Source organism: Streptomyces smyrnaeus, from assembly GCF_017676345.1.
GTDB classification, from domain to species: domain Bacteria; phylum Actinomycetota; class Actinomycetes; order Streptomycetales; family Streptomycetaceae; genus Streptomyces; species Streptomyces smyrnaeus.
Genome location: NZ_JAFFZM010000014.1, coordinates 20,347 through 38,468, shown reverse-complemented (window position 1 = coordinate 38,468; position 18,122 = coordinate 20,347). Strand labels below are relative to the sequence as shown.

Below are 18,122 nucleotides of genomic sequence, written 5' to 3'. Positions count from 1 at the left end.
GTCCGGGAGGTGCCCCCACAGCCACAACGCACCCCTGGCCTGCAACGGACAGCCAGGGGCACCCCCTTCTTCAGCCGCCTGACACGGCTCACCCCTTGGTGTTGCGGGCCAGTTCCAGGGCGTAGGACGGCCACCATGTGCCCGGCGCGGGGCCCCCGCGGCACTGGCCGTCCGACTCGCCCGGCCGTTTGATCCACAGATAGGCGTCCACCTTCTCGTGTCCCGTCCGGGTGGTGGGCGCCTCGCCCAGCGCCCGGCCGGGCGGGTTGCACCAGCGCTCGTCCCCGCTGCCGCGCAGCGGCCCGTTGCCGTTCCGGCTGGTGTCGACGACGAAGTGCTTGCCGTCGACCATCGAGGACAGCCGCTTGCCGTAGGCGACGTTCGAGGCGGTGGTCTGGAAGTTGGAGACGTTCAGCGCGAACCCGTCGGCCTTGCCGATCCCCGCCCGGCGGAGGGGCTCGACCAGCGCGCCCGGGTCTCGGATCCAGTCCGGGTTTCCGGCGTCCAGGTAGACCGTCGTGCCGGGGAGCCGCTTGAGCCGGGTGACGGCGTCGCGCAGCAGCCGGTGGCGCTCCTCACGCAGCTGGGGTGCGGCGCATGCGCCGGAGACGGTGTGGGCCAGGGCGTCCGGCTCCACGATCACCGTGGCGGTGCGCTTCCCGATGCCTGCCACGACGCCGTCCAGCCAAGCGCGGTAGGCCGCAGCGTCCTTCGCGCCGCCCTTGCTGTACTGCCCGCAGTCCCGCTGCGGCACGTTGTAGAGGACGAGCAGCGCGCCGCGGTCCGCGGCGGCCGCGGCCTTGGTGACGCGGGCGGTGTGGCCGCGGGGGTCGGCCGAGTCGATCCACTCGGCCACCGGCTGCTCGGCGATCTTCTTCAGCTGTGCGGCCCGCGCCGACTTGCCGTCCTCGGCGTAGGCCCGCGCCTGCCGTGCGGCGTTCCCCGCGGGGTCGACCCAGTACGGGGCCACGGACTCGGGGCGCTGCCGCACGGTGGGACCCGCCTGCGGGTCACCGTCGTCCGCGCCGCCACCCGACGAGCAGCCGGCCAGCAGCAGGGCTCCCGCCACTGCGCTCCCGGTGACGCCCCGGGCGCGGGCGCATATCGCGCGCGCGGTACGCGGGCGCCGGGCGCCGTTACTGGCGCTGCCGTACATCCACTCCCCCTCGGCTGTACTCCGGCCATCGACCGGACCGCCGGTCGGCCGCCGACCGGACCGCTGACGGGCCACAACGTCGCCCCATCGTGTCACAACGCCCGATTCGCACGGCCGAGTTCCGCACCCGGTGCGACGGGGAGTGTGACGGGGACCTTGTTGACAGTGGTCATGACAGGCTGGGAGTCTCCGGAACGGCATACTTTCATATCGAGGCGACAGTGCTCAGGAACCCGGTGCGACTCCGGGACGGTCCCGCCACTGTGTCCGCAACCGCCCCGGCGGCCGCGGAAGTCAGGAACTGATCTGTCGCTTCTCCACCGATGGGGCGTGGAAACCCCAGGAGGAGGCACGCGGATGTCCCCGCACACCGTCGGCACGACCGTCGCACCCGAGAGCGCCGCCGCACACCCGGCGACCGTCAGGACCCGCGACTGGCTCATCGTCGCCGCCGCCGCGATCGTCGCGCTGATCGCCCTGTACGCCGTCTTCGTCGACAACGGCGACCTCGTCTCGGCAACCGGCTCCTATCTGCACGAGTTCTCGCACGACGGCCGTCATCTGTTCGGCGCCCCCTGCCACTGACCGATCGGGGGTCGCGCGTCATGTCCGTCTCCGCACAACCAACTCCCTATCCCCTGCTGCCCCTGCTCGGCCGCGGTCTCGCGGCCGGCGGGATCGCGGGGCTGGCGTCCGGGCTGTTCTCACTGCTGCTGGCCGAGCCCCTGATGGACCGGGCCATCCGGCTGGAGGAGAAACGCTCGGCAGCCGAAGCCGCCACCGCGCACGCGGGCGCCTCCCACTCGGGGCACAGCCATGCCGCCGAGGCCGAGGAACTCTTCAGCCGGGGCACCCAGCACCTCGGGCTGGTGGTCACCGCCGTGGTGGCCGGTCTGGCGATCGGCGTGTTCTTCACGCTCGCTTACGCGTTGTCCCGCGGCCTTCGGCCGGGAGGTTCCCCCAACCGCTCGGCGCCCCGGGACGACGGCCGCGACTGGCAGCGCTCCATGGGCCTGGCCGGCGCCGGGTTCCTCGCGCTGTCCCTGCTTCCGGCGCTGCGCTACCCGGCGAACCCGCCGGGGGTCGGCGACGGCGGCACCGTCACCGAACGGCAGGGCCTGTGGCTGGCCGCGCTGGTCATCGGCGTACTCGGAACGGTGCTGGCACACCAGGTCCACCAGCGGCTCGGGCAGGCCGGGCACGGGCTGCCGGTACGTCAGTCGGGCGCCGCGGCAGCCGTTGTCGCCACCTTGGCCGCGCTCTTCCTGCTGCCGGACAACCCGGACGCGGTCCCGGTGCCGGCCACCTTGCTGTGGGACTTCCGGATGCTCTCGCTGGGCGGGCAGGTGGTCCTGTGGGGCGTACTGGGTGCGGTCTTCGCGGCCCCGTCCCTGCGCCGGCAGCGGTCCGCCCCCCGCGAGCGGTCCGCCTCTTCCACTCCCTGACCCCGGCCGGCTTCCGCTGTGGGGGCGGCGGCCCCCGCAGCGGGACGCTCCGTGCCGGACCGCTCCGGGGCGAGGCTGCCCGCCCGGGAGACGTCCCCCAGCAGCGGGCCGCCCCCGGCCGCACCGGACGTGCCGGAGTCCGGTGCGCACAGCCACACCACCACCATCAGCAGGACCCACCCCGCCCCGACGGCCGGCCGCCACCGGCCCGCCCCGCTGCGGACCAGCGTCGCGGGGGCGGGGACGTGCGGCATGGCGGAGACCTCCGGGGCATCGGTCCGATGCCATAGACGCTCCGCCCGGTGGTGCCGCTCCGCATCCGCAGAGCACGCCCGTTACTCCGTACGGCGGCCCTGCAGGGCAAGAGAGTTGCGCTCAGACCCGGTCGACGAGGTCCGCGATCGAATCGACGACGCTGGAGGGGCGGTAGGGGTACCGCTCGACCTCGTCGGGCCGGGTCAGACCCGTCAGCACCAGGAAGGTCTCCAGTCCGGCTTCCATGCCCGCGCGCACATCGGTGTCCATCCGGTCACCGATCATCGCGCTGGTCTCGGAGTGCGCACCGATCGCGTTCAGCCCGGCGCGCATCATCAGCGGGTTGGGCTTGCCGACGAAGTAGGGGTGCTGGCCCGTGGCCTTGGTGATGAGGGCGGCGACCGAGCCGGTGGCGGGCAGCGCGCCCTCGGCCGAGGGTCCGGTCTCGTCGGGGTTGGTGGCGATGAAGCGGGCACCGTCGTTGATCAGCCGGATGGCCCGGGTCAGCGCCTCGAAGCTGTAGGTGCGGGTCTCACCGAGGACCACGTAGTCGGGGTCGGCGTCGGACAGGACGTATCCGATGTCGTGCAGGGCCGTCGTCAGCCCGGCCTCCCCGATGACGTAGGCGGTGCCGCCGGGGCGCTGGTCGTCCAGGAACTGCGCGGTGGCCAGCGCGGAGGTCCAGATGTTCTCCGTCGGCACGCTCAGTCCGATACGGGACAGCCGCGCGTGCAGATCCCGAGGGGTGTACATCGAGTTGTTGGTGAGCACCAGGAACGGCCGCCCCGACTCCTTGAGCCGCTTGATGAACGAGTCGGCGCCGGGGACGGGGATCCCCTCGTGCATCAGCACACCGTCCATGTCGGTGAGCCAGGACTCGATGGGCTTGCGCTCTGCCACGGATGGACTCCTGCCAGGTCGTGGTGGTCCGGCCGGCGGGGACGTGCGCGCGTGAGCCGAGCACGAACCGGCCGCCGCGCTCAGCGTAACGGCAGCGACCGGTGCCGGTCAGCCGAGGCGTACGCCGTCGAGTACCCGAGGCGTACGCCGTCGAGTACCCGGGGCCGCGGTACGGAGGCGGGTGCGGTGCGTGCTCCCGCCGGAAGGCTTTGCAAGGGTGGGGGCATGAACCGCATGGACACCACCGTCACGCCGCTCCGCGTCGGGCTGCTCGGCTTCGGCCTGGCCGGATCGGTCTTTCACGCCCCGCTGATCGCCACCACACCGGGGCTCGCGCTGGACACCGTGGTCACCTCCGACCCGGAGCGCCGCAAGCAGGCACGGGCGGCAGGCGGCCCGGACGGCGAGGTGCGGACGGTCGCGTCGGCGGACGAGCTGTTCGCGGACGCGGACAGGTTCGACCTGGTGGTGATCGCCACCCCCAACCGCACCCACGTCCCCCTCGCGCACCGCGCACTGGACGCGGGGCTGCCGGTCGTGGTCGACAAGCCGCTGGCGCCCACCGCCGAGCAGGCCCGCGAGCTGGCGGCGAAGGCCGAGTCGCGGGGCCTGCTGCTGGCGCCGTTCCAGAACCGCCGCTGGGACAACGACTTCCTCACCCTGCGCTCGCTGCTGGGTCAGGACGCGCTGGGCGAGGTGTTCCGCTTCGAGTCGCGCTTCGAGCGCTGGCGCCCCCGGCTCAAGGGCGGCTGGCGCGAGTCGGGCGACCCGGAAGAGGTGGGCGGACTCCTCTACGACCTGGGCAGCCATCTGGTCGACCAGGCGCTGACCCTCTTCGGCCCGGCCACCTCCGTCTACGCGGAGTCGGATGTACGGCGCGCGGGTGCCGAGGCGGACGACGACACCTTCATCGCCATCACCCACGAGACCGGCGTCCGCTCCCATCTGTGGATGAGCGCCACCGCCGCCCAGCTCGGCCCGCGCTTCAGGGTGCTGGGCAGCAGGGCCGCGTATGTGAAGTACGGCCTCGACCCGCAGGAGAACGCGCTGCGCGCGGGCGCGCGCCCCGCCGAGGGGGCGCCCTGGGGTGTGGAGCCCCAGGACGCGTGGGGCACGCTCGGTGCCCAGGACGCCCCCGACGAGTTGCGCGAGGTGCCCACGCTGGACGGCGACTATCCCGCGTTCTACGACGCGATCGCCGCCGCGCTGCACGACGGCACCCCGCCGCCGGTCACCGCCCATGAGGCGGCGGCCACCCTCCAGGTGCTGGAGGCGGCCCGCTCTTTCGCGCACAGCGCCTGACGCCGCGCTTGGGCAGTCCGCGCGTGGGGGTACCCCCCCCCGCGCCGCGCAGGCGTTCACGCCGACTTCATGACCTGGCGTTGGCGGCCGAGTCCCTCGATCTCCAGTTCCACGACGTCGCCGGCGCGCAGGTACGGCTTGGGCTCGGCCATGCCCATGGCGACACCGGCCGGGGTGCCGGTGGAGACCACGTCGCCCGGATACAGCGTCATGAAGTGGCTGAGGTAGCGCACCACTTCGGCGACGGAGAAGATCTGGTCCGCCGTGCTGCCGTCCTGCCGCAGTTCCCCGTTGACCCACAGGCGCATTTCCAGCGCCTGCGGGTCGGGCACCTCGTCGGCCGTCACCAGCCACGGGCCCAGCGGGTTGAAGGTCTCGCAGTTCTTGCCCTTGTCCCACTGGCCGCCGCGCTCGATCTGGAAGGCCCGCTCGGACACGTCGTTGCCGACGGTGTACCCGGCGACGTGGGCGAGTGCCTCCTCGTGGGAGTCCAGACAGCGGGCGGTGCGGCCGATGACGACGGCCAGTTCGACCTCCCAGTCGGTCTTCTCGCTGCCGCGCGGGATCAGCACCGTGTCGTGGGGGCCGACGACGGTGTCGGGCGCCTTCATGAAGACGATGGGTTCCTCGGGCACCGCTGCCCCGGTCTCCCGGGCGTGGTCGTGGAAGTTCAGCCCGATGCACACGATCTTGCCGATCCGGGCCAGCGGCGGCCCGATCCGCGCTCCTTCCGGCTCGGCCGCCGCCGCCATCTCGGGCAGTCTCCCGGCGGCGGCCGCCGCGCGCACCCTGTCGAGCGCGGCGGGGTCCGCGAGCAGGGCGGGGTCGATGTCCGCAACGATCCCCGACAGGTCGCGCAGGGTGTTGTCCTCGTCCAGCAGCGCGGGGCGCTCGGCTCCCGCAGGTCCGACGCGGAGCAGTTTCACGTCGCTCTCCCTCCCAGGCGAATCAGCTGATCCTCCAAGAGGGCGTTCAGAACCACAAGAGAGCGTTCACGTACTGGACCGTAGCTTCCGTGTCACGGAACTACGGCCACCCGGACCTACACCCCGAACAGCCGGGCCACCGTGTAGATGGCCAGCCCGGCCAGCGAACCGACCACTGTGCCGTTGATCCGGATGAACTGCAGATCCCGGCCGATATGGGCCTCGATCTTCTTCGAGGTGTGCTCGGCGTCCCAGCCGGCGACCGTCTCCGAGATCAGCGAGGTGATCTCCTCCCGGTAGGTGGTCACCAGATGCACGGCGGCGCCCTCGATCCAACCGTCCACCTTCGACCGCAGCCGCCCGTCGGCGGCCAGCCGGTTGCCCAGCGACAGCAGCGCGGTCCGGGCCCGGACCCGCAGTTCGCTGCGCTCGTCCTCGGCGGCGGCCACCAGCATGGCCCGCACGGCGCCCCACACCGAGGCGATCAGGTCCTGCACCTCGCCGCGGGCCAGCGTCTCGTTCTTCAGCCGCTCCACCCGGGCTCGGGTGTCCGGGTCGCTTTGCAGGTCGGCGGCGAAGTCGGTCAAAAAGCGGTCCACGGCGCCGCGCGCGGGGTGGTCGGGCATGTCCCGCATCTCGGTGACGAAGCGCAGCAGTTCGCGGTAGACACGTTCACCGACCTTCCGGTCCACGAACTTCGGCGTCCAGCCCGGCGCGCCCCCCGTGACCGCGCCCATGACCGAGTCGCCGTGCTCACGCAGCCACTCGGCGGCCCGGGTGCACACCAGATCGACCACCCGGCGGTGGCCGCCGTCCGCGACGATCTTCTCCAGCATCGTGCCGAGCCCCGGCGCCACCTCCTTGGCGGTGGCCCGGCGGGTGATGGCCTCGCTGACGACGGCCTGGACGTCGGAGTCCCGCAGCACGGTCAGCGCCCCGCGCAGCGCGGTGGACAGTTCGGCCGTCACCCGGTCGGCGTTCTCCGGCTGTGCCAGCCAGGCGCCGAGCCTGCTGCTGATGCCGACGGCACGCAGCCGGTCGCGGACGACAGCGGCGGACAGGAAGTTCTCCCCGACGAAATCGCCGAGACTCTGCCCGAGTTGGTCCTTCTTGGTCGGAATGATCGCGGTGTGCGGGATCGGCAGTCCCATCGGATGCCGGAACAGCGCCGTGACCGCGAACCAGTCGGCGAGCGCGCCCACCATCCCGGCCTCGGCGGCAGCCGCCACATAACCGGTCCAGGAGCCCGCGCCCGCGTGCCCCGCCCACTTGGCCAGCACGAAGACGGTGGCCATCAACAGCAGCGCCCCGGTGGCGATGGTCTTCATCCGCCGTACGCCGCGCCGCCGCTCCTCGTCCGCGGGGGTGAAACCGCCGACACCGCCCGGCCCCCGCGGCCCTCCGGCACCACCGGCGGCACCCGAAGCCCCGGCGGCACCCGAGTGGCGTAGCGCCTCGTCCCCGGCTCCGGGGAGTTGCCGGGATGCGGCACGGCCGCGTGTGATCGCTCTCACGTGGGCATCCTCACCCTCGGTCCGCTCGCCCCGGGTCATCGGTTCCATCCGATCCACTCTCCCCCTGCATCGCCCCTGGCCACGCCCCGACACCGGCGGACGTTCCGGAGCTTCGGGGTACCCCTTCCGCCCCGAACCGCCCTCGAGCCCGGGGAGGGACATTCTCCCTTGCCGGACATCGGAGGGAACGGAGCAAGCCTGTTCCGCGTCTGTGTGAGCGGCGGTAGTGAAACGACATCAGCAAGGACCAGGTGCCGGGGGAAAGCCCACCGACTGCCCGTCCGGCGTACGGCCCCCGAGCGGGCGCCGTGCCCCGATCGTGGGATCATGGCACCGCAGACCATCCGGAGCCGGCGGGCTCCGTGCAGCCCGAGGAGAACCATCGCGCGTGACCAGGAACATGGGCTATGCCCTGCTCGCCGGACTGGCGGCGATCGTGGTCCTCGTCTCGACCGCGATATTCATCGGAGCGGGCAACAACGGCGACGGGCTGGACGAGAATTCACCCCAGGCACGCAACTCGGCCGCACCCGCCTCCTCGGGCAACTGGGTCGGCACCTGGGCCGCGGCGCCCGCGGCGGCCGAACCGCGCTCGCGGGACGGCTTCGCGAACATGTCGATACGGAACGTCGTGCACACCTCCGTGGGCGGCACCCAGGCCCGTGTCCAGCTGTCCAATCTGTTCGGCAACCGCCCGCTGACCATCACCCACGCGAGCGTCGCCCTCGCCGCGGCCCCGAGCAACCCCACGGCCGCGGCCGGCAGCATGCGCCGCCTCACCTTCGGCAACAAGTCCTCGGTCACCATCCCGGCCGGGGGCGAGGTCACCAGCGACGCGGTACGGCTGAACGTGCCGCCCGCCGCCGACCTGCTGGTCACCACCTACTCGCCCACCCCCTCGGGTCCTGTCACCTACCACCCGTACGCCCGGCAGACCAGCTATGTGGCCGCGGGCGACCGCGCCGAGGACACCTCGGGCACCGCCTTCGACCAGCAGAGCCCGTACTGGCGCTATCTCACCGGTGTCGACGTGTGGAGCTCCGAGACCGAGGGCGCCGTGGCGGTGCTGGGCGACTCGATCACGGACGGCATCACCTCCAGCCCCGGCGCCAACCGGCGCTGGACCGACTTCCTCGCCGAGCGGCTGCGCACCGAGCGCGACGCGCCCCGGCTGAGCGTCCTCAACTCGGGCATCAGCGGTAACCGGGTCCTGGTCGACGGCAGCAAGTTCTCGCCCAACAACGGGCCGAGCGCGCTGTCGCGGATGAACCGCGATGTGCTCTCCCGCACCGGTGTGAAGGTCGTCGTCGTGGAGATGGGCCTCAACGACATCATCAAGCCGCCCCGCCAGCGCGATCCGCAGCGGATCGTCAACGGCCTGCGGGACCTGGTGCGCCAGGCGCACGCGCGGGGCCTGCGCGTCGTCGGCGGCACCCTCACCCCGTTCGGCGGCCACCGCGGCTACACCCCTCGGATGGAGGCCGTGCGGCAGGCCGTCAACGCCGAGATCCGCAAGGGGAAGGTGTACGACGACGTCGTCGACTTCGACGCCGCCCTGCGGGACCCCGCGCACCCGGAGCGGCTGCGTGCGGCCTACGACTCGGGCGACCATCTGCACCCGAGCGACAACGGGTACCAGGCCATGGCCCAGGCCCTGGACCTGAAGACGCTGAAGGGCTCGCGCCCGGCGAAGCTGTGAGGGCGGGCCCGGCGGCAAGGACGAGCCCGGCGGCTTCGTCGCGCCGGGTCCTCAGCCCGCGTACATCCGGGCGATGACGTCCTCGATGGCCGGCTCGCGGAGGGACAGATCCACCAGCGGGTAGTCGGCCGCCAGCTGGGAGACCAGGGGCGCGGCGCTGGCGGAGGCGGGGAAGGCCAGCCATTGGCGCGGCCCCTCGGTGCGCACCGTGCGAGCGCCGGGAATGCCCTCGATGGGGGGCAGCTCACGTTCCAGGTCGACCACGAGGGTGCGCTCACCGCGCCCCACCTCGTGCAGGCCGGAGAGGAGGCCGTCGTACACGAGGCGGCCGTGGTCGATGACCACGACCCGCTTGCACAGGTGTTCGATGTCGCTCAGATCATGGGTGGTCAGCAGCACGGTGGTACCCAGCTCGGCGTTGAGGGCGACCAGGAACCGGCGCACCCGGGCCTTGCTGACCACATCCAGGCCGATGGTGGGCTCGTCCAGGTAGAGCACATCGGGATCGTGCAGCAGCGCGGCGGTGATGTCGCCGCGCATCCGCTGCCCCAGGGAGAGCTGCCGTACCGGCACATCCAGCAGGTCGCCCAGCTCCAGCAGCTCCACGCAGCGGGCCAGGTTCTCCTCGAAGCGGGCCCGCGGGATGCGGTACATACGGCGGACCAGTCCGTAGGAGTCCCGCAGCGGCAGGTCCCACCACAGGGTGGTGCGCTGCCCGAAGACCACGCCGATGCGCCGCACCAGCCGGGTGCGCTCCTGCCAGGGGTCGACCCCGGCCACCCGCAGGCTTCCATCGGTCGGGGTGAGGATGCCGGTGAGCATCTTGATGGTGGTCGACTTGCCGGCCCCGTTGGGCCCGATGAAGCCCACCATCTCCCCGCGCCGGAGCGCGAAGGAGATCCCGTCGACAGCGTGCACCTGAGTGGCCGTACGGCGCAGCAGGCCGGTTTTGCGGCGCACCGTGAACGTCTTGGTCAGCTCCCGGACATCGATGAACTCGCCGTCCCCGTCGCTCACAGCTCCCACTTCCTTCCGTCAGCTTCCTGTGCTGCGGTACGCGCGCAGCCCCGCCCGCCACACCAGACCCGTCACCGCGCAGCACAGCAGCGCGACGGCGGGGGAGGCGAAGTCGAGGCCGCCCGGCAGCCCGAGCGGATCGTCCCGGCCCAGCAGACGCAGCGCGGGTAGCCAGTTGACGAAGGCCAGCGGCACCACGAACGTCACACCGCGCACCAGTTCCTTGCCGAAGACGGTGGGTGGGTACTGGAGCAGCGTCGTACCGCCGTAGGTGAAGGCGTTCTGCACCTCCGAGGCGTCCTGCGCCCAGAACTGGAAGGCACCGCCGAGGACGAACACACAGCCGAAGATGGCGGCGCCGCTCAGCACCATGGAGAAGAGCAGCGCCACCCTGCCCGGCGTCCAGTCCAGGTCGAGCCGGAGTACGGCCCAGCCCAGCACCAGCGAGCCCTGGATGATCCGGCCCAGCCTGCGCAGCGCGAACCGGTCGGCGGCGAGTTGGCTGAGGACGGGGACAGGGCGGGTCAGCAGGACGTCCATCGTGCCGTCGCGCACCCGGCGGCCGACCCGCTCCGCCGTGCCCAGCAGCAGGTCGGACAGGCCGAAGGCGACACAGGAGGTGCCGTAGAGGAAGGCGACCTCGGGCAGCGTGAAGCCGCCCAGCGCGTCGACCTGCGAGAACATGATCATGATGGCGGCGAAGTCGAGGAAGGTCGTCGCGAAGTTCGCCGCCAGCATCATCGCGAACGAGGCCCGGTAGGCCATCGTCGAGCGCACCCACATCGCCACGATGAAGCCGTAGGCCCGTACCCCCCAGACCGCATCGCCCAGCACCGCCCGGGGCCGCGGCGTTCCGTCAGCCACCCTGGACCACCACCTTGCGGGTCGCGGCGGTCTGCAGCGCGCGCCCCGCGGCCAGCAGCACCAGCGCCCATCCCGCCTGGAAGGCGAGCCCGGCCGCCGAGCCGCCCGGATGGGTGCCCAGCAGTACGTCGGCGGGCACCTGCAGCGTGGCCGACCACGGCAGCAGGCGCGCCACCTCGCCGAAGGCACCGGGGAAGACGGTCAGCGGCAGCAGCATCCCGGAGAAGAAGAGGCTCAGCAGCGTGGACAGGGCGTTCAGTCCGGTCGCGTCCAGCAGCCAGAAGCCGCACAGCGCGAACAGGTAGCGCAGCGCGAAGCTGACCACGACGGCCAGCCAGACGGCCAGCAGGAACCGCAACCACACCCACGGGGAGGAGGGCAGCGCCAGATCGAAGGCGAGCGCCCCGACGGCCAGCGGCGCCACGCCCCGGCCCAGCAGCTGGAAGGCGGCCCGCCCCAGGTCGGAGGCGAGCCACCACAGCTGAAGGTCGACCGGCCGGTACAGGTCGATGGCGACGTCACCGTTCCTGATCCGCTCGTGGAACTCGTCCTGGAAACCGCCGCCCATCAGCGCCGCGCCGGCCAGCATCGCCTGACCGATCCACACGAAGGTCAGCGCCTGGCTCTGGTCGTAACCGCCCAGGTGGGGGCGCTCGTGCCACAGGGCGATGAAGGTATAGGCGAGAATGAAGCCGAAGACGGTGTTGGTGAAGACGCCGGCCGCCGTGGCGACGCGGTAGGTGGCGTAGCGCCGGAAGCCGCTGAGGGCTACGGCGAAATTGAGACGGAGCAGATGCATCCTTTCGAGCTCCTTCACCGTCTTTCCCATAGCACTTCCGTGCGAACACCGTGCGCGAGCGAAGCCAGGGAGCCTAGCTCACGGGCCGGGTGGACGACCATCGAATATCCACCGGGCCGGGCTACGGCCCCCAGGGCGTTCTCCGGTGCGGAGGGTGCGACAGTGTTCTACGGGGCGTACCAGCATCGCCCGCCATTGGACGAGGAGTCCCTGCAGACATGAGTGACGAGCCGAACAGCGACGCCGAAGGCCGGGAGCCGGAGTCGGACGGCCCGCCAGAGCAGACCCCCCAGGAGAAGCCCGCCGGGGCCGCGGGGAAGAGCGCGGGGGCCCCGGGCAGCAGCACGAACCAGCCCGGAAGCAGTTCCGCTGACAAGGCCGGGAAGGGACCCGTCGGTCAGGGCGGCCCGCCGAAGGGCGACGGCGGGAGCGAGCAGCAGCCTGCCGACCGGGGCGAGGGGCCGATATCCGCACCCCAGCAGCCCGCGCGGTCCGACCGGCCCGAGCAGCCCGCCCCGGACGGGAGCGAGGGGCCGGCGCCGAGCGAGCAGCCCGCAGTACCGGACAAGCCCGCGCCGAGCGAGCCGCCTGCTTCGTCCCAGCAGTCCGCTTCGCCGGCGGCGCCCACCCCGCCCGTACCGCCGCCACCGGCCGGTGCGGACCAGACGGCCGCCATGCCCGTGGGGCACGGACCGGGCGGGGACAGCACCCCACCCGAGGAGAGCGGCAGCCTCATGGAGAACACCTCCGCCGCGGACGACGGCATGAGCGCCAAGGAAGCCAAGAAGGCCGCGAAGAAGGCAGCGAAGCTGGAGAAGAAGCAGAAGCGCCGCCGCACCGGCTGGCGCCGGCTGCTGCCCACCTGGCGGATGGTGCTGGGCGGCGTACTGCTGGTCGTCCTGCTGGTGTCGGGCGCGCTGGTCGCCGGCTATCTGCTGGTGAGCATCCCTGCTCCGAACAAGGCCGCGGCGGCGCAGACCAACGTCTTCCTGTACGCGGACGGCACCCAGATCGCCCGGGACGGCGAGATCAACCGCGAGAACGTCACACTCGGTCAGGTGCCGAAGAAGGCCCAGCACGCGGTGCTGGCCGCCGAGGACCGCGACTTCTACAACGAGTCCGCGGTCGACCCGCAGGCGATGGCCCGCGCCGGCTGGAACATGATCACCGGTGGGGAGCGCCAGTCCGGCTCGACGATCACCCAGCAGTACGTGAAGAACTACTACCTGAGCCAGGACCAGACGGTCACCCGTAAGGCCAAGGAGTTCTTCATCGCGCTGAAGCTGGACAACGAGGTCAGCAAGAACGACATCCTGCAGGGCTACCTCAACACCAGCTACTTCGGCCGCAACGCCTACGGCATCCAGTCGGCGGCGCACGCCTACTACGGCAAGGACGTCAGCGAGCTGACCACGGCCGAGGGCGCCTATCTGGCCGCGCTGGTCAACTCGCCCAACGCCTACGACACCCGCGCCCACCCGGAGAACAAGGACCGCGCCGTCGCCCGCTGGAACTACGTGCTGGACGGCATGGTCGAGGAGGGCTGGCTGGGCAAGGGCGAGCGGGCGAAGATGAAGTTCCCCGAGCCGGACCCCGTCAAGCCGCCGCGGAACATGTCCGGGGAGCGCGGGTACCTGGTCTGGGCGGTCAAGAACTACCTCATCAACAACAACATCATCGATGAGCAGCGGCTGGCGGCCGGCGGCTTCCGGATCACCACGACCTTCCAGCCGAAGAAGCAGAAGGCCATGCGCGACGCGGTCGACGACAAGCTGATGTCGAAGCTGGACAAGAAGAACCGCAAGGTCGACAGGTACGTCCGCGCCGGCGGCGCCTCGGTGGACCCGAAGACCGGCAAGGTCGTCGCGATGTACGGCGGGATCGGCTTCACCAAGCAGTACACGAACAACGCGACCCGCCGGGACTACCAGGTCGGCTCGACCTTCAAGCCGTTCCTGTTCACCGCGGCCATCCAGCACAAGTCCACCACCCAGGACGGCCGGCCCATCCGCGCGAACACCATCTACGACGGCACCAACAAGCGCGAAGTGGTGAGCAACGGCCAGGGCACCGGCTACGCGCCCGAGAACGAGGACCAGCGCTCCTACGGGAAGATCCCCGTCTCGACCGCCATGGACAAGTCGGTCAACAGCGTCTTCGCCCAGATGGGTATCGACGTCGGCCCCAAGAAGGTCGTGGAGACCGCCGTCGACCTGGGCATCTCCAAGAACGTGCCCAATCTGGCCCCGAACGGCTCCATCGCGCTGGGCGTCACCACGGCCTCGCCGCTGGACATGGCCGAGGCGTACGCCACGCTCGCCAACCACGGCAAGCACGGCCACTACAGCATGGTGCAGAAGGCCACCCGGGGCGGCGAGGTCGTCAACCTGCCCGACCACGACCCCAAGCAGGCCGTCCCCCGGGCCGCCGCCGACTCCACGACGGCCACGATGCGCAGCGTCGTCCAGGGCGGTACCGGAACGGCGGCGCAGGCCGCCGGTCGCCCGGCCGCCGGTAAGACCGGTACCGCCGAGGAGGACAAGGCGGCCTGGTTCGCGGGCTACACCCCGGACCTGGCCACCGTCATCGGTGTGATGGGCCAGAACCCCAAGACGGCCGTCCAGGAGCCGCTGTACGGGGCCGGTGGCCAGCCGCGCGTCAACGGCGGCGGCTACCCGGCGGAGATCTGGGGCGCCTACACGAAGAAGGCGCTGGAGGGCCGCCCGGTCAAGGACTTCGACCTGGAGACGGCGGGCAAAGGGAACGTGCCCGGCACCCAGCCGCCGTCCAGCTCCGACCCGAGCTCCGAGGCACCGTCGGACGAGCCGAGCGACAAGCCGACCCAGCCCGAGGAGCCGACCGAGGGTCCCTCGTCGCCTCCCCCGTCCACCCAGCCGCCCAGCAGCCCGCCGCCGAGCGACCCGGCGATCGGCGGGGTGGACGGAGGCGGCCCCGGTGACCCCGGCGGCGGCGACCCCGGCGGCGTCGGCGGGAACGGAGCCCCGGGCGGGGATACCGAAGGAGATCCGGGCAGCGCCTGGAACGGCGGGGCGCCCGGTGTCCGCCGTTGGTGAGCACGCGCTGGTGAATACGCGCTGGTGAATACGCGCTGGTGAATACGGAAGGGCGCCCCCTCCATGGAGCTGAGGGGGCGCCCTTCCTCCGTCAGGGGCGGAGCGGATCACTCGCCGCGGGGGGCCGCCGCCGAGGCAGCGGCGCTGCCGACGCTACAGGTACAGACCCGTGGAGTCGGCGGTGTCCTGGAGGCGTTCGGCGGCGACCGCGTGCAAGTCCCGTTCGCGCATCAGGACGTAGGCGACCCCCCGGACCTCGACCTCGGCCCGGTCCTCCGGGTCGTACAGCACCCGGTCCCCGGGCTCGACCGTTCGTACGTTCTGGCCGACGGCGACGACCTCCGCCCAGTCGAGCTTGCGTCCTACGGCCGCCGTCGCGGGGATCACGATGCCGCCGGAGGAGCGGCGCTCTCCTTCGCTGGTATCGGTCCGTACGAGCACGCGGTCGTGCAGCATGCGGATCGGCAGCTTGTCATCGTGTGTGGAAGCAGGGGTCTTTGGGCTCACCGGAAGACCGTATCTCAGCGCCTCAGTGGCGACGGCGGCGAGCCCGGCCACGGCCGGCGGGCTTGTGCCGGGAGGAGAGGGCGAGCGCGCCGCCCACCACGGCGACGGCCAGCACGGCGGCGGGCACGACCCGGTCCAGCCGCACGGCGCCGTCCTCGCCGACGAACTGGGCCCGCACATCGGTGACCGTGCGGTTGGCCACCACGTACGCCCGCCCCGCGGTGCGGTCCACCGCGGCGGCCGCCCGCGCCTTGGCGTCACCCATGATGGTCTTCGGATGCACGCGTACGGCGATCTCGTCCAGCGCGGCGGCGAGATCCTGCCGCCTGCGGATGATGTCCGCCTCGATGTCCGCGGGGGTCCTGGCTTCCGGCACCGAGCTGCCTCCGTCGCTGTCAGTCCTGCGTCCTACCGTGTGTCAGCGGCCATCCTGTCAGCTAGCCGGTGCCGCCGCCCCGTGGCGTCCCCGATCGGCGGCCTTTGGATACGCTCGGGCAGGGCTGGCCCCGCCGCTGCGGACAAGTCGACCGCGGATGAGTCCACTACGGACAAGTACAGCACTACCGGTGGGTACCGCGGCGGCCACCCGAGGAAACGCACTGGAGTGAAGGAGCCCCGATGAGCCCACGACTGGAGCCCGGCGACGTCGCCCCGGACTTCACGCTGCCCGACGCGGACGGCAACGACGTCTCGCTCTCCGGCCACCGGGGCCGGAAGGTGATCGTGTACTTCTACCCGGCGGCGCTGACCCCCGGCTGCACCAAGCAGGCCTGCGACTTCACGGACAATCTGCAGCTGCTGGCCGACCAGGGCTACGACGTCATCGGCGTCTCCCCCGACAAGCCGGAGAAGTTGGCGAAGTTCCGTGAGAAGGAGTCGCTGAAGGTCACCCTCGTCGGCGACCCGGGCAAGGAGACGATGGAGGCCTACGGCGCCTTCGGCGAGAAGAAGCTGTACGGCAAGACCGTCACCGGCGTCATCCGCTCCACGGTCGTCGTGGACGAGGAGGGCAAGGTCGAACGGGCGCTGTACAACGTGAAGGCCACCGGGCACGTGGCCAAGCTGATCAAGGACATGGGGCTGGCTTCGGAGTGATCCTGCGGGGCCCTTGACAACGGTGGGAATGCCGAGGTGAAGCCGGTGGTACCCATGAGGGATGAAGCACGAGGATCAGCCCCGGGACCCGGCTGCCCTCAAGCGGCACCGGCACCTTTTCCGTGCGGTCAGACGCAGGCGGACGCCGAAGGTCCGCCGTAGCGACATCACGGTGACCGACGAGGCGACGGTCAAGCGCGCCACCGCGGCAGCCGCTGTCGGCAATGCCATGGAGTGGTTCGACTTCGGGATCTACGCCTATCTCGCGGTCACCATCGGCAAGGTGTTCTTCCCCGGCGGCAGCACCCAACTGCTCGCCTCGTTCACCGCCTTCGCCGCCTCCTTCCTGGTGCGACCGCTGGGCGGACTGTTCTTCGGTCCGCTCGGCGACCGCATCGGCCGCAAGACGGTACTGGCGCTGACGATGGTGCTGATGGCGGCGGGCACCTTCTGCATCGGCCTGATCCCCTCCTACGAGTCGATCGGGATCATGTCGCCGGTGCTGCTGCTGGTCTGCCGGCTGGTGCAGGGCTTCTCCACCGGCGGCGAGTACGGCGGCGCGGCCACCTTCATCGCGGAGTACGCGCCCGACAAGCGCCGCGGCTTCTTCGGCAGCTTCCTGGAGCTGGGCACCCTCACCGGCTACACCGGCGCGGCCGCACTGGTGCTGGTGCTGAACACCGCGCTGGGCGACGACACGATGCTGCGCTGGGGCTGGCGCATCCCCTTCCTGGTGGGTGGGCCGATCGGGGTCGTCGGCCTGTATCTGCGGATGAAGCTGGACGAGACCCCGGCCTTCCAGAAGCAGGCCGCGCAGCAGTCGCACTCCCCCGAGGCGGGCACCGTGGGGGCGAACGAGCCGAAGCTGTCGGAGAACGTGCCGCAGAAGGAGCTCAGGTCGATCTTCGCCCAGCAGTGGCGCACGCTGCTGCTGTGCGTCGGCCTGGTGGCCGCCTACAACGTCACCGACTACATGCTCCTGTCGTACATGCCCGCCTACCTCACCGACGCCCTCGGGTACGAGAACTCGATGGAGCTGGTCGCGGCCATCATCGCGATGGTGGCGATGGCCACGGTGATCCAGCGGGTGGGGCACCTCAACGACCGGTTCGGCCGCAAGCCCGTCCTGATGACCGGCATGGTCGGCTTCCTCGTACTGACCATCCCCGCCTTCGCCCTCTTCCAACTGGGCAACTTCGTCGCGGTGCTGTTCGGACTGCTGGTGCTCGGGGCCTGCCTGGTGTGTCTGCTGGGCACGATGTCGGCGACGCTGCCCGCGCTCTTCCCCACCGATGTGCGCTACGGCTCGCTCTCCATCGGCTACAACGTGGCGACCGCCGTCTTCGGCGGTACCGCGCCCGGCGTGATGACCTATCTGGTGGACACCACCGGCGACAAACTGGCTCCGGCCTACTACGCCTCGGGGGCGGCACTGCTCGGCATCATCGCGGTGGCCTGCATGAAGGAGACGGCCCAGCAGCCGCTGGCGGGCTCGCCGCCCTCGGTCAGCACCCAGGAGGAGGCACGGGCGCTGGCCCGGGCCGAGACCCACGAGCCCACCTTCTGACC

At 71.4% G+C, this 18,122-nt stretch carries 16 protein-coding genes and 1 riboswitch; of the genes, 7 read left to right on the top strand and 9 right to left on the bottom strand.

Translation table 11 applies throughout. From position 1 onward, the window contains the following. Window positions 1-88: 88 nt before the first annotated feature. Entirely contained in the window at window positions 89-1,156 is a 1,068-nt protein-coding gene (locus JW613_RS22350; RefSeq protein ID WP_209212645.1) for a glycoside hydrolase family 6 protein, read from the bottom strand. A 202-nt stretch (window positions 1,157-1,358) separates the two neighbouring features. Next, window positions 1,359-1,481: riboswitch (cobalamin riboswitch) on the top strand. A gap of 32 nt (window positions 1,482-1,513) precedes the next feature. On the opposite strand from JW613_RS22350, the gene JW613_RS22345 reads away from it, so the two are divergent. Beyond that, window positions 1,514-1,741 (top strand): CbtB domain-containing protein, encoded by a 228-nt coding sequence (locus tag JW613_RS22345; protein ID WP_209212644.1) that lies wholly within the window; start codon window positions 1,514-1,516, stop codon window positions 1,739-1,741. Between the two features lie 20 nt (window positions 1,742-1,761). Beyond that, window positions 1,762-2,601 (top strand): CbtA family protein, encoded by an 840-nt coding sequence (locus JW613_RS22340; protein ID WP_209212643.1) that lies wholly within the window; start codon window positions 1,762-1,764, stop codon window positions 2,599-2,601. Window positions 2,602-2,976: 375 nt separating this feature from the next. On the opposite strand, the gene JW613_RS22335 is transcribed toward JW613_RS22340, so the two are convergent. Continuing rightward, a complete protein-coding gene (locus tag JW613_RS22335; protein WP_185016940.1) occupies window positions 2,977-3,756 on the bottom strand; it encodes an HAD-IIA family hydrolase in 780 nt (259 codons plus the stop codon). 225 nt (window positions 3,757-3,981) lie between these two features. Here JW613_RS22335 and JW613_RS22330 point away from each other — a divergent pair, with 225 nt between their 5' ends. Further along, window positions 3,982-5,058 (top strand): Gfo/Idh/MocA family oxidoreductase, encoded by a 1,077-nt coding sequence (locus JW613_RS22330; RefSeq protein WP_209212641.1) that lies wholly within the window; start codon window positions 3,982-3,984, stop codon window positions 5,056-5,058. 56 nt (window positions 5,059-5,114) lie between these two features. On the opposite strand, the gene JW613_RS22325 is transcribed toward JW613_RS22330, so the two are convergent. Beyond that, on the bottom strand, window positions 5,115-5,984 hold the full coding sequence (locus JW613_RS22325; protein ID WP_209212640.1) for a fumarylacetoacetate hydrolase family protein: 870 nt from the start codon (window positions 5,982-5,984) through the stop codon (window positions 5,115-5,117). Between the two features lie 116 nt (window positions 5,985-6,100). Continuing rightward, window positions 6,101-7,537, bottom strand: coding sequence for a DUF445 domain-containing protein (locus JW613_RS22320; RefSeq protein ID WP_372447987.1), 1,437 nt, complete (start codon window positions 7,535-7,537; stop codon window positions 6,101-6,103). 361 nt (window positions 7,538-7,898) lie between these two features. Here JW613_RS22320 and JW613_RS22315 point away from each other — a divergent pair, with 361 nt between their 5' ends. Beyond that, window positions 7,899-9,197, top strand: a complete 1,299-nt coding sequence (locus tag JW613_RS22315) for an SGNH/GDSL hydrolase family protein (protein ID WP_209212890.1) — start codon at window positions 7,899-7,901, stop codon at window positions 9,195-9,197. Between the two features lie 51 nt (window positions 9,198-9,248). Here JW613_RS22315 and JW613_RS22310 read toward each other — a convergent pair whose 3' ends face one another. The 3 genes from JW613_RS22310 to JW613_RS22300 form a co-directional block, all read right to left on the bottom strand. Beyond that, the gene (locus JW613_RS22310) at window positions 9,249-10,214 is read right to left on the bottom strand and encodes an ABC transporter ATP-binding protein (protein WP_372447980.1); all 966 of its coding nucleotides are present in this window, start codon (window positions 10,212-10,214) and stop codon (window positions 9,249-9,251) included. Window positions 10,215-10,232: 18 nt separating this feature from the next. After that, window positions 10,233-10,997, bottom strand: coding sequence for an ABC transporter permease (locus tag JW613_RS22305; protein WP_209212889.1), 765 nt, complete (start codon window positions 10,995-10,997; stop codon window positions 10,233-10,235). Window positions 10,998-11,070: 73 nt separating this feature from the next. Beyond that, window positions 11,071-11,877 (bottom strand): ABC transporter permease, encoded by an 807-nt coding sequence (locus JW613_RS22300; protein ID WP_209212634.1) that lies wholly within the window; start codon window positions 11,875-11,877, stop codon window positions 11,071-11,073. Window positions 11,878-12,095: 218 nt separating this feature from the next. On the opposite strand from JW613_RS22300, the gene JW613_RS22295 reads away from it, so the two are divergent. Then, window positions 12,096-14,951, top strand: coding sequence for a transglycosylase domain-containing protein (locus JW613_RS22295; RefSeq protein WP_209212632.1), 2,856 nt, complete (start codon window positions 12,096-12,098; stop codon window positions 14,949-14,951). A gap of 153 nt (window positions 14,952-15,104) precedes the next feature. Here the strand turns inward: JW613_RS22295 and JW613_RS22290 are convergent, their stop codons facing one another. Continuing rightward, a complete protein-coding gene (locus JW613_RS22290) occupies window positions 15,105-15,407 on the bottom strand; it encodes a GroES family chaperonin (RefSeq protein WP_099881272.1) in 303 nt (100 codons plus the stop codon). A 73-nt stretch (window positions 15,408-15,480) separates the two neighbouring features. Then, window positions 15,481-15,834: a DUF3618 domain-containing protein gene (locus JW613_RS22285; protein ID WP_209212631.1), complete on the bottom strand. Its 354-nt coding sequence runs from the start codon at window positions 15,832-15,834 to the stop codon at window positions 15,481-15,483. 242 nt (window positions 15,835-16,076) lie between these two features. Here JW613_RS22285 and bcp point away from each other — a divergent pair, with 242 nt between their 5' ends. Continuing rightward, a complete protein-coding gene (gene bcp / locus JW613_RS22280) occupies window positions 16,077-16,553 on the top strand; it encodes a thioredoxin-dependent thiol peroxidase (RefSeq protein WP_209212629.1) in 477 nt (158 codons plus the stop codon). Window positions 16,554-16,614: 61 nt separating this feature from the next. Then, window positions 16,615-18,120, top strand: coding sequence for an MFS transporter (locus tag JW613_RS22275; protein ID WP_209212626.1), 1,506 nt, complete (start codon window positions 16,615-16,617; stop codon window positions 18,118-18,120). Window positions 18,121-18,122 lie beyond the last annotated feature (2 nt).

Bases quoted from the DNA above. Each gene is read 5' to 3' on its own strand.
- JW613_RS22350 (WP_209212645.1), bottom strand. From the start codon at position 1,156: ATGTACGGCAGCGCCAGTAACGGCGCCCGGCGCCCGCGTACCGCGCGC.
- JW613_RS22345 (WP_209212644.1), top strand. From the start codon at position 1,514: ATGTCCCCGCACACCGTCGGCACGACCGTCGCACCCGAGAGCGCCGCC.
- JW613_RS22340 (WP_209212643.1), top strand. From the start codon at position 1,762: ATGTCCGTCTCCGCACAACCAACTCCCTATCCCCTGCTGCCCCTGCTC.
- JW613_RS22330 (WP_209212641.1), top strand. From the start codon at position 3,982: ATGAACCGCATGGACACCACCGTCACGCCGCTCCGCGTCGGGCTGCTC.
- JW613_RS22320 (WP_372447987.1), bottom strand. From the start codon at position 7,537: ATGACCCGGGGCGAGCGGACCGAGGGTGAGGATGCCCACGTGAGAGCG.
- JW613_RS22315 (WP_209212890.1), top strand. From the start codon at position 7,899: ATGGGCTATGCCCTGCTCGCCGGACTGGCGGCGATCGTGGTCCTCGTC.
- JW613_RS22305 (WP_209212889.1), bottom strand. From the start codon at position 10,997: ATGTGGGTGCGCTCGACGATGGCCTACCGGGCCTCGTTCGCGATGATG.
- JW613_RS22300 (WP_209212634.1), bottom strand. From the start codon at position 11,877: ATGCATCTGCTCCGTCTCAATTTCGCCGTAGCCCTCAGCGGCTTCCGG.
- JW613_RS22295 (WP_209212632.1), top strand. From the start codon at position 12,096: ATGAGTGACGAGCCGAACAGCGACGCCGAAGGCCGGGAGCCGGAGTCG.
- JW613_RS22290 (WP_099881272.1), bottom strand. From the start codon at position 15,407: ATGCTGCACGACCGCGTGCTCGTACGGACCGATACCAGCGAAGGAGAG.
- bcp (WP_209212629.1), top strand. From the start codon at position 16,077: ATGAGCCCACGACTGGAGCCCGGCGACGTCGCCCCGGACTTCACGCTG.
- JW613_RS22275 (WP_209212626.1), top strand. From the start codon at position 16,615: ATGAAGCACGAGGATCAGCCCCGGGACCCGGCTGCCCTCAAGCGGCAC.